Origin of the sequence: Burkholderia sp. LFS061 (assembly GCF_047978125.1) — a bacterium.
GTDB classification, from domain to species: domain Bacteria; phylum Pseudomonadota; class Gammaproteobacteria; order Burkholderiales; family Burkholderiaceae; genus Burkholderia; species Burkholderia pyrrocinia_C.
Map to the genome: position 1 here is coordinate 1 of NZ_JBFPFS010000172.1, position 258 is coordinate 258.

General features: G+C 63.6%; 1 protein-coding gene. It reads right to left on the minus strand.

What is annotated here, in order from left to right; translation table 11 throughout:
* On the minus strand, positions 1–258 hold a 258-nt coding region (locus ACNQQL_RS36220; protein ID WP_416392830.1), incomplete at both ends, for an NAD(P)/FAD-dependent oxidoreductase.

Below are 258 nucleotides of genomic sequence, written 5' to 3' on the forward strand. Positions count from 1 at the left end.
CAGCCTTCGGCGAACAGCGTGTACTTCGCGTGCAGCTCCATGCCGAGCTGGAAGTTCTCGGTCGGCTCGCCGTCCTTGCCCACGCCCATGTTGCCGGTCGCGACGCCCTTCACCGAGCCGTCGTCGTTGTACAGGATTTCCGCGGCCGGGAAGCCCGGGAAGATCTCGACACCCAAGGCTTCCGCCTGCTGGCCGAGCCAACGCGTGACGTTGCCCAGCGAAATCACATAATTGCCGTGGTTCTTGAAGTTCTCGGGC